Below are 19,556 nucleotides of genomic sequence, written 5' to 3' on the forward strand. Positions count from 1 at the left end.
CCCGGTCCTCCCGAGGGTCTCGATCCCGGTGCTGGAGCCGCGCGAGGCGTCGCGCTCCCAGGGCCGTCGACGGTCCGCCGGCGCCCCGCCGCCGAGCCCGGCCGGCGCCACGGCCGGGAACGGGCGCGGGAGCGGGCGCGGGCGCGGGAACGGGAACGGGAACGGGAACGGGCGCGTGACCTCCGCCACCGACACGCGGTGGCGGGGCACGCGCCCGCCTCAGGCTCGTGGAGCGGCCCCGAACAGCGGGAACACGGCCACCGCGAAGATCGCCGGACCGTATTCCGCGCCGCTTCCCCCTACCCCCGGGCCGCTCTCGGGATCCCCCCGGATCCCCCTGGGCAGGAGACTGGCAGCCGCACGGGTACAGCGGGCGAACCCCGGGTTACATCCCGGGGCCGACTGCCGCGCGGGGTCCGTCCCGGGGGCTTCAGCGGCGGTCACCGGGCCCTCCACGGGGCCGTCAAGGGGCCGTCAAGGGGCCGTCACGGGGTCCAGGAAACCCTGCTCGACCAGCAGCCGGATGGCCTCCGGCGTGCGGTCCCGCAGCACGATCGGGTCCTCCTGCATCAGCTGCGCGATCGCGTCGAGGATCCGGCCCGCGCTCAGTGAGCCGTCACACACTCCGGCGAAGCCGGCGCCGACCGTGTCGACCTTGGTGGCGCGCCGCATTCCGCGGTTCTGCCGGAGCACGACATGTTCCGGATCCTCCGCGCCGGGCGCGCCGACCTGTTCCTGGACCACTTCCTCGGCCAGCGCGAAATGGGCCTCCAGCAGGGCCGCGTCGTCGTGCTGCCGCAGATAGTCCTGGCGCGCGAAGTGGGCCAGGACGGCCTCGCCGAGGGGCTGCTCCACCGTGTGGGGCCACTCCTCGACCACGACCGAGGGCTCGGCCGCGTCCGTCCGGCGCAAGGTGATCCACCCGAAGCCGACGGACTTGGTCCTACGGGCCTCGAACTCGTCCAGCCAGTCCTCGTACCGCTGCGTGTACTCGGCGGGGTCGGTCCGGTGGTCGCCCGCATCGCGCAGCCACAGCTCGGCGTACTGCGTCACGTCCTGCACGTCACGCTGCACGATCCAGGCGTCGCAGCCGCGCGGTACCCAGGAGCGCAGCCGGTCGCGCCAGTCCTCGCCCTCCACGTGCTGCCAGTTGCCGAGGAACTGCGCGTACCCGCCCTGGTTGAGCCGCGCGCCGGCCTCCTGGACCAGGGTCCGGCACAGGTCGTCGCCGCCCATGCCGCCGTCCCGGTACGTCAGCCGGGCGCCGGGGGAGATCACGAAGGGCGGGTTGGACACGATGAGGTCGTACGTGGCGTCGCCGACGGGCTCGAAGAGCGATCCGGCGAGCAACTCGGCCTCGGGCGCCCCGGAGAGCGCCAGCGTCAGACGGGTGAATTCCAGGGCCCTGGGGTTGACGTCGGTGGCGGTGACCCGGGTGGCGTGCCGGGACGCGTGCAGCGCCTGGATTCCGGATCCGGTGCCGACGTCGAGTGCGGAGCCGACCGGGGTGCGGACGGTGATCCCGGCCAGGGTGGTGGAGGCGCCGCCGACACCGAGGACCACGCCCTCCTCGCGGCTGCCGATGCCGCCGGCCCCGCCGACGGAGCAGCCGAGGTCGGAGACGATGAACCAGTCCTCGCCGTCCGGGCCGCCGTACGGGCGTACGTCGACGGTGGCGTGCACCTCGTCGCCCTCCAGCCGCAGCCAGCCGTCGGCCAGGGCCGTCTCGACGGGCAGTGCCGAGGCGGCGTGCACGTAGGGCTCCGGCTGCTGGAGCAGGAACAGCCGGACCAGGCTCGCGAGCGCACCGTCGCCCGGGCCTCGGGTGGCGCGCAGGGCCGGGACGGTCTCGCTGCGGGCCAGCGCGGCGTAGGCGGGGGCGCCGAGCAGGTCGAGCAGCCCGTCGGCGGTGAAGCCGGCGTAGAGGAAGGCTGCGCGGAGCTCAGCGGCGCGGTCGGGCGTGGGGAGGCTGGTGGTACTCACGCGTCCATTGTGTCCGCTGGGGCCGGTCCTGCCGATCACACCGGGCCCGGAGGGACGAAAGGGCGGCCGCGGCCCCGTTCGGGACCACGGCCGCCCTGAGCGACGTACCGCGCGAAAACACCGCCCGCGCGGGCCGACGGCGCTACCGGGGCCCTACTGGGCGGCCTCCGGCGCCGCCGCGACCTGGCAGCCCTTCTGGCCGTTGATGGCCTCACCCAGGCCGCCCGCCTTGAGCTGGGCGAGGGCGTCCTGGCCGCCCTTCGTCACGTCCTTGAGCCCGCCCGCGACCTCCTTGAGGCCGTCGGCGAACTTCGCCTTGTCCTGAGGGTCGAGGGCGTCCGTCTTCGTCTTCAGGTCGGCGTAGCCCGTGGAGGTCGTCTCGAAGCCCTTGGCCGCCGCCTCCTGGGTCGCGGCCCCGTTCTTGACCGGCGGAACGCCCGCCGACCGCAGGGCGGCCGCCATCGCCTTGTACGACTCGGTCATGGTCCCGAACGCCGCCGAGTCGGTCTTCTGGACCTCATCGGGCTTGCTGCTCTCCGAGGCCACCCGCTTGATCTCGACGTTGGCGGCTTCGATCTTCTGGATCTGGGGCTGCCACTGGTCACAGACCTTCTTGGCCCACGAGCCGGCCTTCTGGTCGGTCTCGTCCCCGCCGCATCCGGACAGGACGAGCATCAGTGCCGCACCGCCCGACAGCGCGGCCGCAAACTTCTTGTTCACCGGATTGGTCCCTTCGAAGGCTTCCGCCCGGAAGATACACGCCCACCCTCCGGAGACGCACAAAGGCGGACAGACGGCGCGTGAGTCCGCGCCGCCCGTCCGCCTTTCGGGCGTACCCGCCGGCCCTGCCCGGCCCGGCCCGTACCGCCGGCCGGACCTGGGGTCAGGAGACCGTCGCGGGGTCGGCCGACTGGGCCACCCGCTCGGCGGCTCCGCCCTCGGCCTCGTCGCCGACGGCGATGCCGCGGCGCTTGGAGATGTACACCGCGGCGATGATGACCCCGATCGCCAGGACCGCGACGACGGCCCGCACGACCGGACTGCTGTCCCCGCCGTAGCTGAACTGCACGACCGCGGGGGCGATCAGCAGCGCCACCAGGTTCATGACCTTGAGCAGGGGGTTGATCGCCGGCCCGGCGGTGTCCTTGAACGGGTCGCCGACCGTGTCGCCGATGACGACCGCGGCGTGGGCCTCACTGCCCTTGCCGCCGTGGTGGCCGTCCTCGACGAGCTTCTTCGCGTTGTCCCAGGCGCCGCCGGAGTTGGCGAGGAAGACCGCCATCAGGGTGCCCGTGCCGATGGCGCCGGCCAGGAAGGAGCCGAGCGCGCCCACACCGAGGGAGAAGCCCACGGCGATGGGGGTGAGCACGGCGAGCAGGCCGGGAGTGGCCAGTTCGCGCAGCGCGTCCTTGGTGCAGATGTCCACGACGCGCCCGTACTCGGGCTTCTCCGTGTAGTCCATGATCCCGGGGTGCTCGCGGAACTGGCGACGCACCTCGTAGACGACGGCGCCCGCGGAGCGGGAGACGGCGTTGATGGCGAGGCCGGAGAACAGGAACACGACGGCCGCGCCCAGGATCAGCCCGACGAGGTTGTTGGGCTGTGCGATGTCCAGGCTGAGGTTCAGCTCCCCGGCCTTGGCACCGACCTCCTTGACCGCGGCGGCGATCGCGTCGTTGTAGGAACCGAAGAGCGCCGCCGCGGCGAGTACGGCCGTGGCGATGGCGATGCCCTTGGTGATGGCCTTCGTGGTGTTGCCCACGGCGTCCAGGTCGGTCAGGACCTGCGCACCGGCGCCCTCGACGTCGCCCGACATCTCGGCGATGCCCTGGGCGTTGTCGGAGACGGGCCCGAAGGTGTCCATGGCGACGATGACGCCGACGGTGGTGAGCAGGCCGGTGCCGGCCAGGGCCACCGCGAAGAGCGCGAGCAGGATCGACGTCCCGCCGAGCAGGAACGCGCCGTAGACGCCGAGGCCGATGAGCAGGGCCGTGTAGACGGCGGACTCCAGACCGACCGAGATGCCGGCGAGGACGACGGTCGCGGCTCCCGTCAGGGAGGACTTGCCGATGTCCCGGACGGGGCGCCGGTTGGTCTCGGTGAAGTAGCCGGTCAGCTGCTGGATCAGGGCCGCGAGCACGATGCCGATGGCGACGGCGACGACGGCCAGGATCCGCGGGTCACCGGTGTGGTTGGTGATCGCCGGGTTCTCGACGCCGACGAGCTCCTTGTAGGTGGCCGGCAGGTAGGCGTAGACGGCGATCGCGACCAGCGCCAGGGAGATCACGGCGGAGATGAAGAAGCCGCGGTTGATGGCGGTCATGCCGCTGCGGTCGCTGCGCCGCGGGGAGACCGCGAAGATGCCGATCATCGCGGTGATGACGCCGATCGCGGGCACGATCAGCGGGAAGGCGAGGCCCAGGTCGCCGAAGGCGGCCTTGCCGAGGATGAGCGCGGCCACCAGGGTGACGGCGTAGGACTCGAAGAGGTCGGCCGCCATTCCGGCGCAGTCTCCGACGTTGTCGCCCACGTTGTCGGCGATGGTCGCGGCATTGCGCGGGTCGTCCTCCGGAATGCCCTGCTCGACCTTGCCGACCAGGTCGGCGCCGACGTCGGCGGCCTTGGTGAAGATTCCGCCGCCCACACGCATGAACATCGCGATCAGGGCGGCGCCGAGCCCGAAGCCCTCCAGGACCTTGGGGGCGTCGGCGGCGTAGACCAGGACGACGCAGGAGGCGCCCAACAGGCCGAGGCCGACGGTGAACATGCCGACGACGCCACCCGTCCGGAAGGCGATCTTCATCGCCTTGTGGGAGACCTCGGTCAGGTCCTTGGCGGGCTCGCCCTCGGCCGGGGTGGCCTCCCGCGCGGCGGCGGCGACGCGGACGTTGGCCCGGACCGCCAGGCGCATGCCGATGTAGCCGGTGGCGGCCGAGAAGATGGCGCCCACGAGGAAGAAGGCGGAACGCCCGCCCCGCTGCGTCCAGTCGTCGGCGGGGAGCAGGAAGAGCAGGAAGAAGACCACGACGGCGAAGATGCCGAGGGTGCGCAACTGCCGGCCGAGATAGGCGTTGGCGCCTTCCTGGACGGCCGCGGCGATCTTCTTCATGCTGTCGGTTCCCTCGTCGGCGGCGAGTACCTGGCGGACCAGGATCTGCGCGACGACGAGTGCGGCGAGTGCCACGGCCGCAATGACGATCACGATGAGCCGATTGTCATCGGTGAGTACTGCGGCTGCCAGATCCGTGGTGCGATCCGGCGCAATGGGGGTGAAGAGCCCCGTCATTCGTCCTCCTTGACGTGATGAGCTCAAGATGTGGACGGATTGTAGGGAGCGCGCCCCGATCAAAACAGTGCGCAGGAAACGTAATTGGCGTGCTCTCGCTCCTCAGCAATAGATCGCGTCACTCCATTACCCTCGAAAGTGGTAATGGGGCAAAGGCATTGACGCCTCGTCATCGATCTGGAGAAGATCCGGAGAAATGAAAAAGGCCCTGCTCAGCAGGGCCTTGATAAAGATCTGAAGATACGAAGGTTTAAGCGCGGGGCGGATCACGACGGCCGGCCGTGGACCTCAGGGGAGCTCGGAGACTCCGGCCACGGGCCAGCTCATCCGGATGGTCCCGCCCGATTCCCCACTGCTCACCTCGACGTCGTCGACGAGCCCGCTGATCACCGCGAGACCCATCTCGTCCTCGGTCTCGCCCTCGGACTCCAGGACGGCGGTGATGCCGGGCACCGCGTCCGCCCCGCCGCCGGACGGCGCGGGGACCTCGTCACCGACCTCGATGGAGAACACCTTGTCGTCCTCGGTCAGCACCACCCGGACGGGCGCGGTCAGCCCGTTGCTCCGATGGAGTCCCACGGCACGCGAGCAGGCCTCACCCACGGCGAGGCGGACCTCGTCGAGGACGGCTTCCTCCACACCGACCCGGCGCGCCACGGCGGCCGCGACCAGGCGGGCCGTCCGGACGTGTTCGGGCTGGGCGCTGAAGCGCAGTTCAACGGTGGCCATGCGCATCCCCCTCGGACTACGGGCGTGCCTTGACAGGGGCCCGGGCCGACCAGGGCCCGGTACCCCCGCTCTCCTTGTCGGCTCCCTGCCGCCCGGAGGCCGCAGGAAGCCGCGCGGAGCCGTCAGTCGGTCGCGTTGACGGCGTCTTCCACCGTGGTGTGGATCGGAAACACCTTGGTCAGACCGGTGATACGGAAGATCTTCAGGATGCGCTCCTGGTTGCACACCAGACGGAGCGAGCCCTCGTGCGCACGGACGCGCTTGAGGCCTCCCACGAGCACACCAAGGCCGGTGGAGTCGAGGAAGTCCACCCGCTCCATGTCGACAACCAGGTGGTAGCTGCCGTCGTTCACCAACTCGACCAACTGCTCGCGCAGCTTGGGCGCGGTATACACATCAATCTCGCCACCGACCTCCACGACCGTACGGTCGCCGACAGTGCGAGTCGACAGGGACAGGTCCACGGATCCTCCAGCACCTTGCTATCGAGCGACGCCCCCTCACCCGAAGGTAGGCGAGGGAATGGCTGCCGCGATGGCATTCAATCACTTACCGGCAGGCGCGCACGACGCCTTCGGACCATTGTCCCGCACGCCGGTGACACACTCGGTTCCGATGGCCAACACATCCGGTCCCGGACGGCCCACGGCACCCGCGGACCCACGACCCACCCCCGACACGGTCCTGGACCGCCTGTCACGGGGGCCTTCCCGTGCTGCGCGCATCACCCATACGGAGCACTTGCCCCCTCGGGCGGGTCGTCATGCAGTCTGGCCCGACCGCATCCGAACAGACGTCGTAGCCGCGATCGGATCGGCCGGAATCGACCATCCGTGGGAACACCAGGCCGCGGCGGCCGAGCTCGCCCTCGACGGAACGTCCGTGGTCGTGGCCACCGGAACCGCCTCGGGCAAGTCCCTCGCCTACCTCGCGCCCGTGCTCTCCGCCCTCGCGGACGGCGCCGAGGCCCCGAACGGCAGGGGCGCGACCGCCCTGTACCTGGCCCCCACCAAGGCCCTGGCGGCCGACCAGCGGCGCGCCGTACGGGAACTGGCCGCCCCGCTGGGCAACGCCGTGCGCCCCGCGGTCTACGACGGGGACACTCCCGTCGAGGAACGCGAGTGGGTGCGCCAGTACGCGAACTACGTCCTGACCAACCCCGACATGCTGCACCGCGGGATCCTCCCGGCCCACCCGCGCTGGGCCTCCTTCCTGCGGGCCCTGCGCTACGTCGTGATCGACGAGTGCCACACGTACCGCGGGGTCTTCGGCTCCCACGTGGCCCAGGTGCTGCGCCGGCTACGGCGGCTGTGCGCCCGCTACGGCGCGGAACCCGTCTTCCTGCTGGCCTCCGCCACCGCGAGCGACCCGGCGGCGGCCGCGTCCCGGCTGACCGGCGTACGGGTGATCGAGATCACCGACGACGCCTCACCGCGGGGCGAGGTGGTCTTCGCCCTGTGGGAACCGCCGCTGCTCACCGAGCTGCGCGGCGAGAAGGGCGCGCCCGTACGCCGTACGGCCACCGCCGAGACCGCCGACCTGCTGACCGACCTGGTGGTCCAGGGGGTGCGCACGGTCGCCTTCGTCCGCTCCCGGCGCGGCGCCGAGCTGATCTCCGTGATCACCCAGGAACGGCTCGCGGCGGTCGACCGGTCGCTGCCCCGCCGGGTCGCCGCCTACCGGGGCGGCTACCTGCCCGAGGAGCGCCGGGCCCTGGAGCGGGCCCTGCACTCCGGCGAGCTGCTCGGACTGGCCGCCACGACGGCCCTGGAGCTGGGTGTGGACGTCTCCGGCCTGGACGCCGTCCTGATCACCGGCTACCCCGGCACGCGGGCCTCCCTGTGGCAGCAGGCGGGCCGCGCCGGGCGCTCCGGCCAGGGCGCCCTGGCCGTGCTGATCGCCCGGGACGACCCGCTGGACACCTACCTCGTCCACCACCCGGAGGCGCTGTTCCGCCGGCCGGTGGAGGCCACCGTCCTGGATCCGGACAACCCCTACGTCCTGGCCCCCCACCTGTGCGCGGCGGCGGCAGAGCTACCGCTGACCGAGGCGGACCTGGAACTCTTCGGCCCGGCGACCGAGGACCTCCTTCCCCAGCTCGAAGCGGCGAAGCTGCTGCGCCGCCGGACGGCCGCCTGGCACTGGACCCGCCGGGAACGGGCCTCGGACCTGACCGACATCCGGGGAGGCGGCGGCCGCCCGGTGCAGATCGTCGAGGCCTCGACCGGCCGACTGCTCGGCACGGTCGACGAGTCGGCGGCCCACACCGCCGTCCACGAGGGGGCCGTCCACCTCCACCAGGGCCGCACGTATCTCGTGAAGCACCTGGACCTGGAGGATTCCGTGGCCCTCGTGGAGCAGGCGGACCCGCCCTTCTCCACCACGGCCCGTGACACGACCTCCATCTCCGTCCTGGAGACCGAGACCGAGATCCCGTGGGGCTCGGCCCGGCTCTGCTTCGGCTCCGTCGAGGTCACCAACCAGGTCGTCTCCTACCTGCGCCGCAAACTGATCACCGGCGAGGTGCTGGGCGAGGCCAAGCTCGACCTGCCGCCCCGCACCCTGCGCACCCGGGCCGTGTGGTGGACGGTGACCGAGGACCAGCTCGACGAGGCCCGGATCTCCCCGGAGATCCTCGGCGGCGCCCTGCACGCCGCCGAGCACGCCTCCATCGGCATGCTCCCGCTGTTCGCCACCTGCGACCGCTGGGACATCGGCGGCGTCTCCGTGCCGCTGCATCCCGACACCCTCCTCCCCACGGTCTTCGTCTACGACGGCCATCCCGGCGGCGCCGGCTTCGCCGAGCGGGCCTTCGGCACCGCCCGCGCCTGGCTGACGGCGACCCGCGACGCGATCGCGGCCTGCGAGTGCGAGGCCGGCTGCCCTTCCTGCATCCAGTCCCCCAAGTGCGGCAACGGCAACGAGCCCCTGCACAAGCGCGGCGCCGTCTGCCTCCTCACCCGCCTCCTCTCCGCGTCCCCGGCCGCCGAGCCCTCCGAGCCCTGACCGGCCCGACAGGACCGGACGTGCCCCGAACGGCCCTGACGGAGGCCCGACCAGGCGCTACGTGGCTCTACGCCGCCCTACGCGGCCCCGCTCCGGGCCCTCGGCCGGCCGGCTCCGCGGGCGGGCCCGCCCGGGCCCGGACCGCCGGGGTGAACGGCCCCGCCGCGACCTCGGCGGTGACCTCGGCGACCTCGCCCCGGACCAGGCACCCGACGAGCGCCGCGCCCTGCGCCCGGGCCACCCGCCGGGCCGTCGCGCAGGCCGTCTCCGGCCCGTGCGCCCAGGTGGCCGCCGCCGCGAGCGCCGCCAGGTCGGCGGCGGCCGCCGCGCGGTGTCGGGCCACGACGACCTGGCCGAGCAACAGCACCCCGCCGAACACCGCGCCCAGCACCGTCGCCACCAGCGCCGCCCAGACCGTGGCCGAACCCCGGTCCCGGCTCACGGCGGCGGCCCCACACTGTCCTCCGCCAAGGCCACCGCCTGCGCGCCGAGCCGCACCGGCAGCCCGCCCGGCCCGGGTGCCGGCGCGACCACCCGGACCCGCCAGAGGTCACCCGCCCGCTCCAGTTCCACCCGCGCCCCCGGGGGCGCGGCCGCCCGGGCCGCCGCCTCCGCCACCTCCACCGGCTCCGACCTGGCCGCCGCCCGGGCGCCCGCCCGGGCCGCGTCCACACACCGGATCTGCGCGGCCGCCGCCATCAGGGCCCACACCAGCAGCGCCGCGAACAGCACCAGCGCCGGGATCACCAAGGCGGCCTCGGCCGTCACATATCCCCGGTCCGCCTTTCCCCTAAGGCTCCGTGACTCACCCTCAGAACGGCACATCGAGCGCCTTTCCGATGGTCGACTGAAGGGCTGTGGCGACGACCTCGCTCGTCACCACCTTGTAGAGGACGGCCGCGAATGCGCAGGCCGCGATGGTGCCCATCGCGTATTCCGACGTGGACATCCCCTGATCGCCCCCACGCGGCCGCAGTGCCGTCCGCACACGAAACCAGATGATCCTCATGACAACCTCCTGTGGATTTCAGTTGTTGCTATCTGTGGTCAATGCGACTTCAGTTGTTCGAGAGAAGTCCCGAGGCCATACCGATCACCACCGGCGCGACCCCGATCGCGAGAAAGGCGGGGAGAAAACACAGCCCGACCGGCGCGGTGACGAGGACCGCCGCCCGCTGCGCCCGCGCCCCCGCCGTGCGGGCCCGGTCCTCCCGCAGCCCGGACGCCAGCCGGGAGACCCCCTCCGCCGCGGGCGCCCCCGTCCGCGCGGCCCGCTCCAGGCAGTCGGCGAGCGCCCGGGCCCCCGGTATCTCCGCCAACCTCCCCCACCCGGCGCCCGGTTCACCGCCGAGCCGTAGCTCGGCGCCGGGGGGGGGGGGCCGGGCCCCCCCCCCCCCCCCCCCCCCCCCCCCCCCCCCCACCACCCCCCCCCCCCCCCCCCCCCCCCCCCCCCCCCCCCCCCCCCGCGCCCAGCCGGCCGCCCCTACGTAAACACCGTGCGGCGGCGGCCAGGTCCGGGGCTTCCAAACTAACCGCCCCAGGCCCCGCCACCCCCCCCCCCCCGGCGCCGGGTTCACCGCCGAGCCGTAGCTCGGCCCCGGCTCGCGCGAGCCGGTCACCCACCGGACCGCCCAGCGACTCCCCCACCACCTCGGCGGCCTCCACCGGGCCCGCCCCCGCCGCCAGGCAGGCCGCCAACAGATCCGCTGCGAAGGGCAACTGACGCTCCGCCTCCCGCGGATCCGCTCCGGCCGGCGGCCGCGCCCTCCCCCGCCATCGCCGCACACCGAACGCCGCCAGCCCACCGGCGGCCACACCCGTCACCCCGCCCAGGAGCACCCAGCCCGCCAGCAGTGCCCCGGCCGGGCCGGCCCACGCGGCCACCGCGCCTCTGAGCGCGGAGCCGAACACCGGCCCGCGGAGCCTCGGTGCGGCCCCCAGCAGAGCCGCGGTCCTGCGCCCGGCCGCCCGTGCCCTGACCTGTTCCGTCACCGCCGACACCAGCCAGAGCGCGGCCACGGCCAGGCAGACGGCGATCCCCAGCCTGTGGACGACGAAGCCGGTCATCACCGCTCCCCCGCCCGGACGATCCGCCGGCACCACATCAGCCCCAGCGCCTCCAGCACCCCGCCCGCGAGCAGGCAACCCCACCCCATCGGGGTGTGCAGCAGCACCCGCAGCGGATCCGCGCCCAGCCCGGTACCGATCAGCAGACCCACCAGCGGCAGCAGGGCGAGTACCAGCACCGTGGACCGTGCTCCCGCCAACTGGGCCCGCAGCGACTCCTGTCGGTCCCGCTCGGCCCGCAGGGCCCCCTCCAGCCGTTCCAGTCCGGCGGCCAGTCCCGCACCGCCGTCCACCGACACCCGCCAGCAGGCCGCCAACCCGGCCAGCCCCTCCGCCCCGGGCTCCCGCGCCGCCTGGCGCAACGCTCCGGGCACGTCCCCGCCGAAGGTCGCGGCGGCCAGCACACCTGCCTCCGCCGCACCCGGTCCGCCGGGACGGACGGCCGTCCGGCGCAGCGCGGCCGTCAGCGCCTGCCCGGGCTGGGCTCCCGCCCGCAGTTCACCCACCACCGCGCCGCACAGGGCCACCACCTCGGCGGCCCGCGCCGACCGGGCCCGCTCCCGCGCCCGTACCCGCAGCCACCGGCGGACCAGCGGCACCGCCGCCGCCCCCACAGGCACCGGGATCACCGACCCGCCGAGCACCGCGACCACCAAGCCCGCCGCGAGGCAGGCCCACTCCTGCCACCGCGCCGCCCGCACCCGTACGGCGACCAGCAGCCGCTCCCGGAGGAGCGGACCGCCCGGAACCACCGGACCGCCCCCGGCGAGCACCACCCGGGCCCGCCGGGACACCCGGTCGCCGCCGGCGAGCCCCCAGGCCGCCGCGCCGGCGCACAGCATCCCGGCGAACAGGGGCACCGGCAGCCCCGCCCCCAGGCTCACCGGACGCCCCGCAGCAGCGGGCGAAGCCGTTCCCAGCCGCGCTCCCGCACGAAGCCCCGAGCCGCCCACCGCAGCGCCGGTACGGTGACCACCAACCCGGCGGCGTCCCGCTCCAGCACGTGCACCTCGGCCAGTCGGCGACGCCCCTCCCGGTCCCGGACCAGGTGGAGCACCAAGGTCAGCGCCGCGGCCAACTGGCTGTGCAGAGCGGCCCGGTCGAGCCCGGCGGCCGTACCGAGCGCCTCCAACCGGGCGGGGACATGGGCCGCGGCATTGGCGTGGACCGTCCCGCAACCGCCCTCGTGCCCGGTGTTCAGGGCGGCGAGCAGGTCCGCCACCTCGGCACCCCGCACCTCGCCCACCACCAGCCGGTCAGGGCGCATCCGCAGCGCCTGGCGGACCAGATCGGCCAGGGTGACGAGGCCGGCCCCCTCCTGGTTGGCCGGCCGGGTCTCCAGCCGCACGACATGCGGATGGTCGGGGCGCAGCTCGGCCGAGTCCTCGGCCAGGACGATCCGCTCGCCGGGGCCGACCAGGCCCAACAGGGCACTGAGGAGGGTGGTCTTGCCCGTTCCGGTGCCGCCGGAGACGAGGAACGACAACCGGGCCTCGACCATGTCCCGAAGCAGTCGGTGTCCGCCCGGCGGCAGTGTCCCCGCGGCGACGAGCTCCTCCAGCGTGAACGCCCTCGGCCGCACCACCCGCAGCGAGAGACAGGCCGAGCCCACCGAGACCGGTGGCAGCACGGCATGCAGCCGGGTCCCGTCGGGCATCCGGGCGTCCACCCACGGGCGGGCGTCGTCCAGGCGCCGGCCCGCCACGGCGGCCAGCCGCTGGGCGAGCCTGCGCACGGCCTCGGCGTCGGCGAAGGTCACCCCGGTCAGCTCCAGCCCGCCGCCGCGGTCCACCCAGACCCGGTCGGGGGCCGCCACCAGTACATCGGTGACGTCCGGATCGGCGAGCAGTGGCTCCAGCGGGCCCGCCCCGACCAGTTCGGACCGTAACTCGGCTGCCACACCCAGCACTTCGGCGTCGCCGAGCAGCCTGCCCTGAGCCCGCAGGGCCGCCGCCACCCGCGCCGGGGTCGGTTCCGCCCCGCTCTCCGCGAGCCGCCGACGCACCGCGTCCAGGAGCACCGCGCTCATGCCGGCACCCCCTGGGCGGAGCCGAGGGCCCGCTGCCAGAAGCCGTCGCAGAAGCGGGCCAGCGAGCCCCGCCCCTGCGCCCCCGGCGGTTCGCCCTCGGCGACCCGCCCCGGGAGCCCCACCTCGACCGGCACCTCACCGGCCAGGGGCGCCCCCAACAGCCCGGCCACGGACTCCGGATCGAGGCCGCCCGGGCAGCGTCCCCGTACGACGACCCGCACGTCCCGGGCCACCATCCGCACCCCGGCCGCCACCCGGCCCGCGGCGGCCACCGACCGCAATTCGCCCGGCACCACCATCAACACCAGGTCGAGCTGGGCCAGCACCTCGGCCACGGCTTCGTCGACCCGCCGCGGGAGGTCGACCACCACCACCCCGCCCCGGCGGCGCGCGGCGGCCACCACGGACCGGACCGCGGCGGGCGGCACCACCACCCGGTCCCCGCGGTCCCAGCTGAGCACGCGAAGGTCGTGCAGCTCGGGCAGGGACTCCTCCAGGGCTCCGGCCCCGACCCGGCCCCGCGAGGCCGCGAAGTCCGGCCAGCGCAGGCCTTCGGCGCTCTCGCCCCCGAGCAGGACGTCCATGCCGCCGCCCAGCGGGTCACCGTCGATGAGGATGGTCCGCTCTCCGGCGCGGGCGGCCCGCACGGCGAGCGCGCAGGCGAGGGTGGAGGCTCCGGCGCCGCCGCTGCCGCCGATCACCCCCACGGCGAGGGCGGGCCGCCCGGCCCCCTCCACGACGTCGGCGAGACGGTCGACGAGCCGGCTCTCCGAATCGGGGAGCCGCAGCACCTCCTCGGCGCCGATCTCCACCGCCCGTTGCCACACAAGTGGGTCGTCCAGGTCCCGGCCGACGAGGAACACGCCGGTCCTGCGGGGCGCCCCGCGCACCCGCCGGGCGGCGTCGTCGCCCACCAGCACGAGTGGCGCCGACTCCCATCCCGCGCTCCCTGCCTCCCCGTCCGCCGCGGCGGCCCCGCCCGGCTCGGGAACCGTGTGGTGCACATGCGGGTCGGCACCGGCCGCGGCGCACAGCCGCAGCAGATCGTCGAGCAGCAGCGGGTCCTCGGTGATGATCAGCGGCCGTCCACCACCGGGGGACGGCCGCCCGCCGTCGGGTGCGGATCCGGCCACGGATCCGGCTCCCAGGCCCGTCCCGACCCCTGTTCCCCTTCCGCCGACCACGGACTCCGGCGTTTCACACGACTTCGATCGGGCCACGATCTCCGCCCCCTTCTCACTGCAAATGCTTCCGCCACGGACTTCGCGGCTGGAATCACCGTGCAGCGATCAGGAAAAAGAAGTGGATCTTGTTGGATAACTGTGGACAACCCGTCGGTTGTGAATAACCCGGTCACCCTCTCAGGTGAGTTCCGGAGCGCGGCGGAACCACTACGCACCGTCACGAGTCTGATGGGGTGAGGGCCTTCGCCGCGTCGGCCCCGCACAGGAGGAGGGGCCGGATGATGGTGACTCGGGGCCGAAGGCAGGGACGCGAACCGCGTCCGGACATGCGACGACCCCCGCCGGGGGGGAGAGCGGGGGTCGTCCCCACGGTCCGACTCGGGGGGGGAGGAGCCAGACCGGGTTAGCACGGTCGCGAACGATCCGTGACTTCCATGGTGTACCCGAGAGCCTTCTCAGGCAAACCCACGCGCCACACCTTACGCCGAATGGTGGGCGCATATGCTCGGGGCGTGGAAAATCAGCCCTTGCCGCACTCCTCGCCTCGCACCGCAGCCTTCTTCGACCTGGACAAGACGGTCATTGCGAAGTCGAGCACCTTGACGTTCAGCAAGTCCTTCTACCAAGGCGGCCTGATCAACCGGCGAGCCGTGTTGCGCACCGCGTACACGCAGTTCATCTTCCTGGCCGGCGGCGCCGACCACGATCAGATGGAACGGATGCGGGAGTACCTGTCCGCCCTCTGCAAGGGGTGGAACGTGCAGCAGGTGCGGGAGATCGTCGCCGAGACCCTGCACGACCTCATCGACCCGATCATCTACGACGAGGCCGCGTCCCTGATCGAGGCCCACCACACCGCCGGCCGCGACGTGGTGATCGTGTCCACCTCCGGCGCGGAAGTCGTCGAGCCCATCGGGGAGATGCTCGGCGCGGACCGGGTCGTCGCCACCCGCATGGTCGTGGGTGAGGACGGCTGTTTCACCGGTGAGATCGAGTACTACGCCTACGGCCCCACCAAGGCGGAGGCCGTGCGCGAACTCGCGGAGTCCGAGGGGTACGACCTCGCCCGGTGCTACGCCTACAGCGACTCGGCCACCGACGTCCCGATGCTGGAAGCGGTCGGACACCCGCACGCCGTCAACCCCGACCGGGCACTGCGGCGGGAAGCCGTGGCACGCGAGTGGCCGGTCCTGGTCTTCAACCGGCCCGTGCGGTTGAAGCAGCGCCTCCCCGGGCTCTCCATGCCGACCCGGCCGGCCCTGGTCGCCGCCGCGGCCGTGGGCGCCGCGGCCGCCACGGCGGGGCTCGTCTGGTACGCGAGCCGGCGCCGCGCCCACGCCCTGGCCGCGACCCGGTCTGCATAAATGTCTGACCTGCGTGGATAAGGCCTGCCCGGTTCGCCCTTGATCGTCCCGGAAAGTAAAAAGTGGAGCCAAGTCGAGCCAGGGGTTTCGCATGGCTCCGAAGCGGAGTACAAATAAAGCAACGGCCCGCGAGACCAAAGAACATCCGAGAGGATCATCTTTAAAACGCAGTAAGGCCCACGGACCGAAGCATGAGCGCCGAGCACCCACGCGACGTCGACCCGTCGATTACGGGCCAGCCGCACCAGGTGACGGGCAAAGACCCCGACCTGATGGGCATATATCGAGGACGCTTGGTAACTGGGCGTGAATGCCAGCGGCGACACCAGAGCAGGACGGTGTCGCCGCAACCCATGTCCGGGGCCTGACCGCCCCGGACGAGGGGACCGAACGGATGGGAACGGGCGGCCGGGCGGCCCGGGCCGCGCCGCGGTGCAGGGCCGTACGGCTCAAGGCCGCGCCGCGATGCCGGCCGGGCCGGACGGCTCAGGCCGCGCCGCGCTGCAGGGCTTCGCAGACCGCCGTCGACTCGCGGACACCCAGTTCGATCGCCCGGCCGCAGTGCGCGATCCAGGCGGCCATACCCTCCGCGGTCCCGGAGACGTACCCCTCGAAAGCGGCCAGATAGGCCTCGCGCCCCTGCTCGGCGTGACCGACCTCCGCCGGGCAGATGGCCTTCGGGTCCAGCCCGCTGTTGATCAGGACGATCCGCTCGGCCGCCCGCGCGACCAGCCCGTTGTACGAGGCGAACGGACGCAGCGCCAGCAGTTCACCGTGCACCACCGCGGCCGCGATGAGGGCCGGGGCGGAGCCGCCCGCGATGATCAGGCGGGACAGCCCGTCGAGACGACCCGCCACCTCCTCCGCGCTCGGCAGCGGCAGTTCGACCAGGGGCTCCGTCACCGGCTCGCCCGCCAGCCGGGGGCGACCCACCACATCGCCGTCCGCCGTCGACCCGCACGCGACCAGGTGAAGCCGTGCCAGGACCCGCAGCGGCGACTGCCGCCAGATGCTCAGCAGCTGGCCGGCCTCGGCCGTGAGCCGCAGCGCCGCGCCCACCGTCAGCGCTTCCGGCTCCGATCCGAAGTCGGTGCGGCGGCGCACCTCCTCCAGTGCCCAGTCCGCGCCGGACAGCGCCGCGCTCCCACGGGCGCCGCGCAGCGCGGCCTCCGAGGTGATCTCACCGCTACGGCGGCGCATCACCCGGTGCCCGTAGACACGGTCCACCGCCTTGCGGACGGAATCCACGGACTCGGCGACACCAGGCAGCCCGGCCAGGGGGGCCAGCGGGTCAGAAGCGCTACTCATAAGTAGGGAGCCTACGCACTGCGCGGCCCTAGCACCGACCCCTCCTTGGAGTGGTCTTCTTCACTCACCTTGACAACACAGTGCTATCGAACCACTACGCTTGGTGAACATGAAGATCGCTTTCGTAGGGAAGGGCGGCAGCGGCAAGACGACCCTGTCCTCCCTCTTCATCCGCCACCTCGCCGCCAACGAAGCCCCCGTCGTCGCGGTGGACGCCGACATCAACCAGCACCTGGGCGCCGCGCTGGGACTCGGCGAGGAGGAGGCCGCCGAACTGCCCGCACTCGGCGCGCACCTCCCCCTGATCAAGGAGTACCTCCGGGGCTCCAACCCGCGCATCGCGTCCGTCGACACGATGATCAAGACCACCCCGCCCGGCCGCGGCTCGCGCCTGCTGCGCGTCACCGAGGACAACCCGGTGTACGAGGCCTGCGCGCGCACGCTGCTGCTCGACGGGGAGCCCGTACGACTCATGGCCACCGGGCCGTTCACCGAGGCCGACCTGGGCGTGGCCTGCTACCACTCCAAGGTCGGAGCCGTCGAGCTCTGCCTGAACCACCTGGTCGACGGCCCGGACGAGTACGTGGTCGTCGACATGACGGCCGGCTCGGACTCCTTCGCCTCAGGCATGTTCACCCGCTTCGACGTGACCTTCCTGGTCGCCGAACCGACCCGCAAGGGCGTCTCCGTCTACCGCCAGTACAAGGAGTACGCCCGGGACTTCGGGGTCGCGCTCAAGGTCATCGGAAACAAGGTGCAGGGCCCCGAGGACATCGAGTTCCTCCAGGACGAGGTGGGCGAGGACCTGCTGGTCACCGTCGGGCACTCCGACTGGGTGCGGGCGATGGAGAAGGGCCGCCCGGCCCCCTTCGAGCTGCTGGAGGCGTCCAACCGGTTCGCCCTTCAGGAGCTCCAGGACGCCGCCGACGACTCGTACGCGCACCGCGACTGGTCCCGGTACACGGAGCAGATGGTGAGCTTCCACCTCAAGAACGCGGAGAGCTGGGGCAACGCCAAGACCGGGGTCGACCTGGCGGACCAGGTCGACCCCGATTTCGTCCTGCGCGAGGGGGCCGAGGCGCTCGTCAGCCCTCGTCCGCACTCCCCCCGGCCGGCTCCGCAGCCGGCTTGACGCCCGCGGGGGCGGCCGGCGCCGCCGGCGGCCCCGCGGTCAGGAACTTCGCCCAGCCCTCCTTCGGCGCCTCGCCGACGTCGAGGGTGCGCATCCACTCCAGGGCCTTCGGGTCCTGCGCGTCCAGCCAGTCCGCCAGTTCCCGGAACGGGACGCAGCGGACCTCCTTCTGGGTGCACATGGTCTTGATGGACTCCTCGACGGCACGCATGTAGGTGCCGCCGTTCCAGGACTCGAAGTGATTGCCGATGATCAGCGGCGCCCGATTGCCCTGGTAGACCCGGTCGAAGGCCTCACGCAGGCCGTCGCGCATCTGGTCACCCCAGTACGCGTGCTGGGAGGGATCGCCCTGCGAGGTCGTCCCGGACTGGTTGACCATGTAGTTGTAGTCCATGCTCAGGGTGTCGAAGGCCCGCCCCGGCATGGGCACCAACTGGAGCGGGATGTCCCAGAGCCCGTCCGTCTTCTTGGGCCAGATCTGCTTGCTGATGCCGCTGGAGTCGTAGCGGAAGCCCATGTCCTTCGCCGCCAGCATGAAGTTCTTCTGGCCCTCCAGACACGGGGTCCGGGCGCCGATGAGCTCCTTGTCGTAGTTGAACGGAAGCGCTTCCTGATCCTTCAGGCCCGAGTTGGTCTTCCAGTTCTTGACGAACGACTTGGCCTGGTTGATCTCGCTCTTCCACTCCTCCACGGACCAGGTGCCGACGCCACCGTCGGGGCCGCAGAAGTGCCCGTTGAAGTGGGTGCCGATCTCATTGCCCTCCAGCCAGGCCGCACGGACCTGGGTGGCGGTGTCCTTGATGCCCTGGAGGTCGCCGAAGCCGATGTCGGAGAGGCCGGACGAGTGCTGGGGCGCCGTATAGAGGGAACGTTTCTCCTCCGGGAGCATGTAGACGCCGCTCAGGAAGTACGTCATCCGGGCGTTGTACTTCTTGCCGACCTCCCGGAAGTGCGAGAAGAGCTTCTGGCTGTCCTCGCCGGCTCCGTCCCACGAGAACACCACGAACTGCGGCGGCTTCTCCCCGGGCTTGAGCTTGTGCGGCTTCTGCACGTTCGGCTGCGTGCCGGTGTACGCGGTCGAGCCGTCGCCGATGGGCCGGTTGACGCTGCCGGGGGCCTCCGGAGCGGCGGCGCCCTTCCGCGCGTTCGGGGCCCCGGGAGCCGGGGACTTGGCGGGTTCCGAGGTGCTGCACCCGGCGGCCCCCAGGACCAGCGCCGTGGCGACCAGGCCGCCGGCGATCTTCTTCGTGGCGGCGATCATCCGCCCCACCTCTCCCTCGCAGTTCCATCGCTGGACTTCCGCGCCGCAACGTCCCATGCGGGCCGCTCGGGAGAAGGTATGACAAGCCGGACAAAATGCTTAATCACCCTTGAGTGCTAATTCGTAGGCCATTTGCCCGTATTATTCACCGCCCACCTTTACTCTCCATTACCATCCATTTACCGAGTGTTGAGACTCCCGCCGCTT

16 protein-coding genes and 2 pseudogenes are annotated in these 19,556 nt (G+C 72.6%); 3 read left to right on the forward strand and 15 right to left on the reverse strand.

Going from position 1 to position 19,556, the window contains the following annotated elements:
• Positions 1–474: 474 nt before the first annotated feature.
• From ACGFYY_RS16810 to bldG, 5 genes are all read right to left on the reverse strand, one after another.
• The gene (locus ACGFYY_RS16810) at positions 475–1,983 is read right to left on the reverse strand and encodes a methyltransferase (protein WP_393710092.1); all 1,509 of its coding nucleotides are present in this window, start codon (positions 1,981–1,983) and stop codon (positions 475–477) included.
• A 153-nt stretch (positions 1,984–2,136) separates the two neighbouring features.
• The gene (locus ACGFYY_RS16815) at positions 2,137–2,703 is read right to left on the reverse strand and encodes a small secreted protein (protein ID WP_037882805.1); all 567 of its coding nucleotides are present in this window, start codon (positions 2,701–2,703) and stop codon (positions 2,137–2,139) included.
• Positions 2,704–2,866: 163 nt separating this feature from the next.
• Positions 2,867–5,269, reverse strand: a complete 2,403-nt coding sequence (locus tag ACGFYY_RS16820; protein WP_393710095.1) for a sodium-translocating pyrophosphatase — start codon at positions 5,267–5,269, stop codon at positions 2,867–2,869.
• Positions 5,270–5,557: 288 nt separating this feature from the next.
• On the reverse strand, positions 5,558–5,998 hold the full coding sequence (locus ACGFYY_RS16825) for an ATP-binding protein (RefSeq protein ID WP_365276482.1): 441 nt from the start codon (positions 5,996–5,998) through the stop codon (positions 5,558–5,560).
• Positions 5,999–6,120: 122 nt separating this feature from the next.
• A complete protein-coding gene (bldG, locus tag ACGFYY_RS16830; protein ID WP_008743037.1) occupies positions 6,121–6,462 on the reverse strand; it encodes an anti-sigma factor antagonist BldG in 342 nt (113 codons plus the stop codon).
• 70 nt (positions 6,463–6,532) lie between these two features.
• On the opposite strand from bldG, the gene ACGFYY_RS16835 reads away from it, so the two are divergent.
• Positions 6,533–9,004: a DEAD/DEAH box helicase gene (locus tag ACGFYY_RS16835; RefSeq protein WP_393710098.1), complete on the forward strand. Its 2,472-nt coding sequence runs from the start codon at positions 6,533–6,535 to the stop codon at positions 9,002–9,004.
• Positions 9,005–9,071: 67 nt separating this feature from the next.
• Here ACGFYY_RS16835 and ACGFYY_RS16840 read toward each other — a convergent pair whose 3' ends face one another.
• The 8 genes and pseudogenes from ACGFYY_RS16840 to ssd all read right to left on the reverse strand — a co-directional run bounded on the left by ACGFYY_RS16840 (position 9,072) and on the right by ssd (position 14,233).
• Entirely contained in the window at positions 9,072–9,446 is a 375-nt protein-coding gene (locus ACGFYY_RS16840) for an Rv3654c family TadE-like protein (RefSeq protein ID WP_393710100.1), read from the reverse strand.
• Positions 9,443–9,829, reverse strand: coding sequence for a TadE family type IV pilus minor pilin (locus tag ACGFYY_RS16845; RefSeq protein WP_393710102.1), 387 nt, complete (start codon positions 9,827–9,829; stop codon positions 9,443–9,445). Before ACGFYY_RS16845 ends, ACGFYY_RS16840 begins: the two co-directional genes overlap by 4 nt.
• Positions 9,816–10,013 carry a DUF4244 domain-containing protein gene (locus ACGFYY_RS16850; RefSeq protein WP_393710104.1) on the reverse strand — a complete coding sequence of 66 codons (198 nt, stop codon included), beginning with the start codon at positions 10,011–10,013 and terminating at the stop codon, positions 9,816–9,818. Before ACGFYY_RS16850 ends, ACGFYY_RS16845 begins: the two co-directional genes overlap by 14 nt.
• A gap of 49 nt (positions 10,014–10,062) precedes the next feature.
• A pseudogene (locus ACGFYY_RS16855) lies at positions 10,063–10,371 on the reverse strand (type II secretion system F family protein); the annotation flags it as partial.
• Positions 10,372–10,569: 198 nt separating this feature from the next.
• Positions 10,570–10,855 (reverse strand): annotated as a pseudogene (locus tag ACGFYY_RS16860) (type II secretion protein F); the annotation flags it as partial.
• 215 nt (positions 10,856–11,070) lie between these two features.
• Positions 11,071–11,913 (reverse strand): type II secretion system F family protein, encoded by an 843-nt coding sequence (locus ACGFYY_RS16865; RefSeq protein WP_393710306.1) that lies wholly within the window; start codon positions 11,911–11,913, stop codon positions 11,071–11,073.
• 38 nt (positions 11,914–11,951) lie between these two features.
• Positions 11,952–13,100 (reverse strand): TadA family conjugal transfer-associated ATPase, encoded by a 1,149-nt coding sequence (locus ACGFYY_RS16870; protein ID WP_393710106.1) that lies wholly within the window; start codon positions 13,098–13,100, stop codon positions 11,952–11,954.
• Positions 13,097–14,233: a septum site-determining protein Ssd gene (ssd, locus tag ACGFYY_RS16875; protein WP_393710108.1), complete on the reverse strand. Its 1,137-nt coding sequence runs from the start codon at positions 14,231–14,233 to the stop codon at positions 13,097–13,099. The genes ACGFYY_RS16870 and ssd overlap by 4 nt, the downstream gene beginning before the upstream one ends.
• A gap of 539 nt (positions 14,234–14,772) precedes the next feature.
• Between ssd and ACGFYY_RS16880 the strand changes: the two genes are divergently transcribed.
• Positions 14,773–15,648 carry an HAD-IB family hydrolase gene (locus tag ACGFYY_RS16880; protein ID WP_365266812.1) on the forward strand — a complete coding sequence of 292 codons (876 nt, stop codon included), beginning with the start codon at positions 14,773–14,775 and terminating at the stop codon, positions 15,646–15,648.
• Between the two features lie 486 nt (positions 15,649–16,134).
• Here ACGFYY_RS16880 and ACGFYY_RS16885 read toward each other — a convergent pair whose 3' ends face one another.
• Complete coding sequence (locus ACGFYY_RS16885; RefSeq protein ID WP_393710110.1) at positions 16,135–16,956, reverse strand: oxidoreductase; 822 nt, start codon at positions 16,954–16,956, stop codon at positions 16,135–16,137.
• A 109-nt stretch (positions 16,957–17,065) separates the two neighbouring features.
• Here ACGFYY_RS16885 and ACGFYY_RS16890 point away from each other — a divergent pair, with 109 nt between their 5' ends.
• The gene (locus ACGFYY_RS16890; protein ID WP_393710112.1) at positions 17,066–18,088 is read left to right on the forward strand and encodes an ATP-binding protein; all 1,023 of its coding nucleotides are present in this window, start codon (positions 17,066–17,068) and stop codon (positions 18,086–18,088) included.
• Here ACGFYY_RS16890 and ACGFYY_RS16895 read toward each other — a convergent pair.
• Positions 18,042–19,349: a hypothetical protein gene (locus ACGFYY_RS16895; RefSeq protein WP_393710114.1), complete on the reverse strand. Its 1,308-nt coding sequence runs from the start codon at positions 19,347–19,349 to the stop codon at positions 18,042–18,044. The two genes, ACGFYY_RS16890 and ACGFYY_RS16895, sit on opposite strands and share 47 nt — an antisense overlap.
• Between the last annotated feature and the right edge of the window lie 207 nt (positions 19,350–19,556).

Source organism: Streptomyces sp. NPDC048331, from assembly GCF_043201215.1.
Taxonomy (GTDB): domain Bacteria; phylum Actinomycetota; class Actinomycetes; order Streptomycetales; family Streptomycetaceae; genus Streptomyces.

Bases quoted from the DNA above. Each gene is read 5' to 3' on its own strand.
- ACGFYY_RS16820 (WP_393710095.1), bottom strand. From the start codon at position 5,269: ATGACGGGGCTCTTCACCCCCATTGCGCCGGATCGCACCACGGATCTG.
- ACGFYY_RS16825 (WP_365276482.1), bottom strand. From the start codon at position 5,998: ATGGCCACCGTTGAACTGCGCTTCAGCGCCCAGCCCGAACACGTCCGG.
- ACGFYY_RS16835 (WP_393710098.1), top strand. From the start codon at position 6,533: ATGGCATTCAATCACTTACCGGCAGGCGCGCACGACGCCTTCGGACCA.
- ACGFYY_RS16845 (WP_393710102.1), bottom strand. From the start codon at position 9,829: ATGTGCCGTTCTGAGGGTGAGTCACGGAGCCTTAGGGGAAAGGCGGAC.
- ACGFYY_RS16850 (WP_393710104.1), bottom strand. From the start codon at position 10,013: ATGAGGATCATCTGGTTTCGTGTGCGGACGGCACTGCGGCCGCGTGGG.
- ACGFYY_RS16865 (WP_393710306.1), bottom strand. From the start codon at position 11,913: ATGCTGTGCGCCGGCGCGGCGGCCTGGGGGCTCGCCGGCGGCGACCGG.
- ACGFYY_RS16870 (WP_393710106.1), bottom strand. From the start codon at position 13,100: ATGAGCGCGGTGCTCCTGGACGCGGTGCGTCGGCGGCTCGCGGAGAGC.
- ACGFYY_RS16880 (WP_365266812.1), top strand. From the start codon at position 14,773: ATGGTGGGCGCATATGCTCGGGGCGTGGAAAATCAGCCCTTGCCGCAC.
- ACGFYY_RS16885 (WP_393710110.1), bottom strand. From the start codon at position 16,956: ATGAGTAGCGCTTCTGACCCGCTGGCCCCCCTGGCCGGGCTGCCTGGT.
- ACGFYY_RS16890 (WP_393710112.1), top strand. From the start codon at position 17,066: ATGAAGATCGCTTTCGTAGGGAAGGGCGGCAGCGGCAAGACGACCCTG.
- ACGFYY_RS16895 (WP_393710114.1), bottom strand. From the start codon at position 19,349: ATGATCGCCGCCACGAAGAAGATCGCCGGCGGCCTGGTCGCCACGGCG.